Below are 527 nucleotides of genomic sequence, written 5' to 3' on the forward strand. Positions count from 1 at the left end.
CGTTGGGCGTGCCGTCTACCAGAAACAACCGGATGCTGCGTCCCTGTGTCATCAATCAAATACCCATCAAATAGAAAAATATGCCAAAAAAACAATTTAAGTATATGATTTTAAAAATAAAATAAAAAACACAAACTATGCAAATAACTGCCCTATCAAATACTCATCAAATAAAGCACCAGATCATGCCCAATGGGGTAGATAGCGGGCATTTTTCTTACTTTGCTCAGGGTCGTAGGGCTTGATGACTCTCTCTTCCAACGCATCACGTATGATGCGTGAGGCCGTCGCACTATTTTTGGCTTCTATTCCAAAACGCTCACGCAAGGATGTATTAGTCACCTGTTCGCGCATGACGTATTTGAGGCAAGCATGCAAGTAACACGCATGAACCCTTTCCTGCTTATCCATGCTATTCAGGTCACGATGGGAGAACAGCACCACCCGAAGAGAGCCCTCAGGGCGCTCCCAACGAGGCGGGGGAAGTTGATAAAACTCTGTATCAAAGTAAGCGTTCATTCCAGGAC

Annotated in this window: 1 pseudogene; it reads right to left on the reverse strand. The window is 44.8% G+C overall.

Features of this window, described 5'->3' with window-relative positions:
* Positions 1-183 precede the first annotated feature (183 nt).
* Positions 184-527: pseudogene (locus tag INT22_RS19170) on the reverse strand (transcriptional regulator); the annotation flags it as partial.

Source organism: Halomonas sp. 3D7M (assembly GCF_014897885.1).
Classification (GTDB): Bacteria; Pseudomonadota; Gammaproteobacteria; order Pseudomonadales; family Halomonadaceae; genus Vreelandella.